General features: G+C 69.3%; 5 protein-coding genes. 4 read left to right on the top strand and 1 reads right to left on the bottom strand.

What is annotated here, in order from left to right; all coding sequences use genetic code 11:
- From AB4Y86_RS14125 to AB4Y86_RS14110, 4 genes are all read left to right on the top strand, one after another.
- Positions 1-332, top strand: a 332-nt coding sequence (locus AB4Y86_RS14125) for a MarR family transcriptional regulator (RefSeq protein ID WP_441402835.1), incomplete at its 5' end; no start/stop codon positions are given.
- A gap of 104 nt (positions 333-436) precedes the next feature.
- The gene (locus AB4Y86_RS14120) at positions 437-991 is read left to right on the top strand and encodes an SSI family serine proteinase inhibitor (protein WP_441402834.1); all 555 of its coding nucleotides are present in this window, start codon (positions 437-439) and stop codon (positions 989-991) included.
- Positions 960-1,940, top strand: coding sequence for a 3-methyladenine DNA glycosylase (locus tag AB4Y86_RS14115; protein WP_441402833.1), 981 nt, complete (start codon positions 960-962; stop codon positions 1,938-1,940). The genes AB4Y86_RS14120 and AB4Y86_RS14115 overlap by 32 nt, the downstream gene beginning before the upstream one ends.
- Positions 1,933-2,313, top strand: a complete 381-nt coding sequence (locus AB4Y86_RS14110; protein WP_441402832.1) for a serine protease inhibitor — start codon at positions 1,933-1,935, stop codon at positions 2,311-2,313. The genes AB4Y86_RS14115 and AB4Y86_RS14110 overlap by 8 nt, the downstream gene beginning before the upstream one ends.
- Before the next feature lie 95 nt (positions 2,314-2,408).
- On the opposite strand, the gene AB4Y86_RS14105 is transcribed toward AB4Y86_RS14110, so the two are convergent.
- On the bottom strand, positions 2,409-3,759 hold a 1,351-nt coding region (locus AB4Y86_RS14105), incomplete at its 5' end, for a S8 family serine peptidase (protein WP_441402831.1).

The following is a 3,759-nucleotide window of genomic DNA, read 5'->3' as shown; positions in this document are numbered from 1 at the left end:
ATCTGGTGATGCTGTGCCTATGGGAGTCGAGCCCCCGCTCCGTCCGTGACATCAGCGACGCCCTGGCCCAGGAACCGGCCACCATATCGCCGCTGCTCCGGCGGCTCGAAGCGGCAGGCCACATCAGCAGGCAGCGGGCCGAGGGCGATGAGCGCAGCCTCGCCGTACGCCTGACCCCCAGCGGCGCAGCGCTGCGGCAGCAGGCCACGGCGGTCCCCGGCATCATGATGGCCCGGCTTGGCCTGACCCGCGAAGAGGTCGGCGAACTGCACACCTCGATGATGCGGCTTATCGCCGCCACCCGGTCAGCCGGGGCCGGAACGGTGGCTTAGGACCCGCACCCAGCCAGCCCGAGTCCGTCCCAACTCCCGCCCCGCCCACCGTTCCAGGTCCGCGCCGCGGCGCTAGAATTGGGTGACACCAAGGAGAACCGCCAATGCGCAAGACCCTGTTCCCCGCCCTGTTCGTCCTGCTGGCGGCGGCTGGCCTGACCGCCTGCTCGCCCGGCGGCTCCGGCCAAGGCGCCCCCGCCGGGTCGGGCACAGCGTCGGCCAGCGCCCCCGCCTCGGGCACTCCGTCCGCCGACGCCGAAGCCACCTCCCCGGCACCATCGCCGTCGGCCACAGCCCCCGCTGCCGGCCCCGGCCAGGGCAACGCCGAGCTGGCCATCATGATCAAGCCCTCCGCCAGCGGCCAGGCCGTCAATTACACGCTGGTCTGCCAGAACGGGGTTCCGGCCGCGGAAAGCCAGCACCCGACCGCGGCGGCGGCCTGCACCGCACTGAAGGGTAACGCCGCGCTCCTGAGCCCCGCACCGCGCACCGCGGACAAGGTATGCACCCAGCAGTACGGCGGCCCGCAAGAGGCCACCGTCACCGGCTCCGTGGACGGCACGGCCGTCGAGGCAAAATTCAGCCTGCGGGACGGCTGCGAAATCGCCCTGTGGACAGCCGCCAAGGATGTCCTGGGATCAACCGGCGGGGCTGTCTAAACTGTTGCATCTCCCGCAGGACGACTGGCTGCCGCGCGAAGCCGCCCACCAGCAGCGCGTCCGGACCTATTCTGATCCCTACCTCGCCCGGAGGTCGGCCGGCCGAAAGCACCCGGTGGAGGATTTCCTCTTCACCTACTACACGCAAAAGCCGGGCCAGCTGCTGCGCTGGCACCCGGGCGCCGGCGTCGTACTGTCCGGCCCGGCGGCAGCATCCCGCACCGGCTGGAAGTATTACCGCGCCCCCGACTCCGCCGAACGCGCCGCAGCGGGATTGGCGCCTGGCACGGATGCCGTGACGGTCGACGTCGAACGGTTCCTCGACGAACGGCGCGACGCCGTGCAGTTCGCCGGCGTCATCCTCGCGGGGACCCTGGCCCGGCCCGCGCAGTTTGGCTGTTTCGGGCTGCACGAATGGGCGATGGTCTACCGGCAGGACAAGTTCGAGCTGCGGCACGAGTACCTGAAGCTGCGGCTCGGTTCCGAGCGGACCGACCGGGTGGTCGAGGAGAACCGGATCCGCTGCTCGCATTTCGACGCGTTCCGCTTCTACACCCCGGACGCGGCGCCGCTGAACAGCCTGCAGCCAAGCCGCGAGAACCAGCGGACCATGGAGCAGCCCGGCTGCCTGCACGCGAACATGGACCTCTACAAGTGGGCCTACAAACTTTCCCCAGCGCTGCCCGGGGAGCTGGTCATGGACTGCTTCGAGCTGTCCTGGCAGATCCGCGCGATGGACATGCGCGCCTCCCCCTACGAGCTGAGTGAGTGGGGTTACCCGCCCATCCGGATCGAGACGCCGGACGGCAAGGCCGAATACGTGGAGCAGCAGCGGACCTTCGCCGCCGCCTCACAGGAACTGCGCCAACGGCTGCTCCGCGAACTCACCCCGCTGCTCACGGCCGCGGGCGCCGCCACTCCCCCGCCCCAAGAAGGACGCCATGACTGACCCGACCGGAACAAGCGACCCGCACGACGTCGACCTCTCGATCCGGCTGACCGAGGCGCCGGGCGCCGCCGAGTTCAGCTTCCGCCTGGTCGCCGACGGCGGCACGGCCGCACCCGGCTCGACCCTGCCGGACCCTGCCGCCGCGCTGGAGTCCCTCCGGCAACACGGCGAGGAAGTCTTCTTCCCGCAGCCCGGACCGCCGAAGCTGTGCACCCAGCAGTACGGCGGCCCGCAGGTAGCCGTGGTCACGGGCCGCTATCTGGGCCGGGAAGTCCACAGCGAGTTCAGCCGCACCGACGGCTGCCAGATCGCGCGCTGGCGGGCCATGGCGCCTCTGCTGGGCGGCACCACGGGCGCCACGGGCGCCGTCTGAGGCGCGGGCAGAGCAGGGCCTGGCCTCAGGGGTCCCGGGGTTAAACGGCAATGGCCGGCGGTTGGACCGCCGGCCATTGCTGTTCTCATGTGCTGCTAGATGGCGTTGTTAGGGCCGTCCGCGGGATCCTGCGGAACCACCTTGGCCTGTTCCTTCTTGACCTTGGCGCCCTTCTCCAACTGTGCGGCGTCGCCGCTACCCTCCTCATCCCCGGGGCCGGCGTTGCTCGCCGGGTCCTCGGACGTGGGGGCCACGACGGTGGTGCCCGCGGGGCTCACCATGACAGCGACGAAGGTCGGCTCGCTGGCCCCGGCAAAGGTGATCCGGCCGATGTAGGAGCCGGCCGCGAGACCCGTCCAGTTCAGCGTGACCTTACCGGCCTTGCCGTTGGTCAGCTTCAGCGGGTTCGGCGACAGCGAGGCGTTGCCCACGTTGGCGCCGAGTACCGCCGCCTCGACGGAGGCCTTGGTCGCCTTACCACCCGGGCTGGAGTACAGGTTCGCGTAGATGGTGTACGTGCCTGCGGCCGGATTCGGAATCGACAAGGTCTCGCTCGAGGACGATGTCGCCACCTGCTCGACACCGCGCGGGGTGACGACGTACATGTCGAAGTCCGCGCCCGGGTCGGAGGAGATGACCGAGAACTTCGCCAGCGGCACCCCGGCCGGAACGTTGACGGTCTTAATGAACGTCGAGGCGTCGGCCTCGGCGGTGAACGGACCCGGGACCAGTTCGACGGCGGTCGCGTCGGCCTTGGAAAGGCCGTCCAGCGTCATGTTGGTGCGGTCGTTGGTGCCGGAGACGACCTTGATGTCACCGGAGCCGGTAGCCGAACTGGTGGTAAGCGTGACATCCTTTGGCGCCACAACGGACTGCGGACGGACGGAGACCGGCGAGGTTACGGTCTTGCCGGCACCCTCCCAGGTCAGCGAACCCATCGCGAACTTACCCAACGCCGCACCCTGGTTTTCAAAGGTGACCTTGAAGGTTCGCTGCTCGCCCGCTGCCTTGAAGTTCAGAGCGGCCGGAGCCACGCTGACCTTGATGCCCGGGACATTCGCCGAGACCTTGTAGACGCCCGGGGTCAAGGCGGTCACCGTACGGGTGACCTCGATCTTGCCGGTGAGGTTGCCCAGCGAGAAGGACGGAACGTTCATGTCCCTGGCCTTGGTGCTGGTCGGCTGCTTCATGTCCACGCCGGTGCCCTGGATGAACTTCTTGTAATCGCTGAGGTCGGCGTCGTAGACCAGACCCGGATCCACCATGCGGGCCGGATCGACCTCGCCCGCGCCAGTGGCGTGGACGTCGGTGTCCTTGGACCCGTCGGCGAGCTTGACCTCGGACGCGGTCGTCATCATGGCGGACTTCACCATGGCCGGCGACCAGCCCGGGTTCTTACCCAGCAGCAGCGCGCCGAAGCCGGCAACGTGCGGTGCGGCCATGGAG

This window comes from Arthrobacter sp. 2YAF22_2 (assembly GCF_052114645.1).
Taxonomy (GTDB): Bacteria; Actinomycetota; Actinomycetes; order Actinomycetales; family Micrococcaceae; genus Arthrobacter.
Note: the sequence above shows the minus strand (reverse complement) of the source record. Positions and strands in the feature narration are given on the sequence as shown.

Excerpts from the sequence above, each read along its gene's own strand:
- AB4Y86_RS14120 (WP_441402834.1), top strand. The coding sequence starts at position 437 with ATGCGCAAGACCCTGTTCCCCGCCCTGTTCGTCCTGCTGGCGGCGGCT.
- AB4Y86_RS14115 (WP_441402833.1), top strand. The coding sequence starts at position 960 with ATGTCCTGGGATCAACCGGCGGGGCTGTCTAAACTGTTGCATCTCCCG.
- AB4Y86_RS14110 (WP_441402832.1), top strand. The coding sequence starts at position 1,933 with ATGACTGACCCGACCGGAACAAGCGACCCGCACGACGTCGACCTCTCG.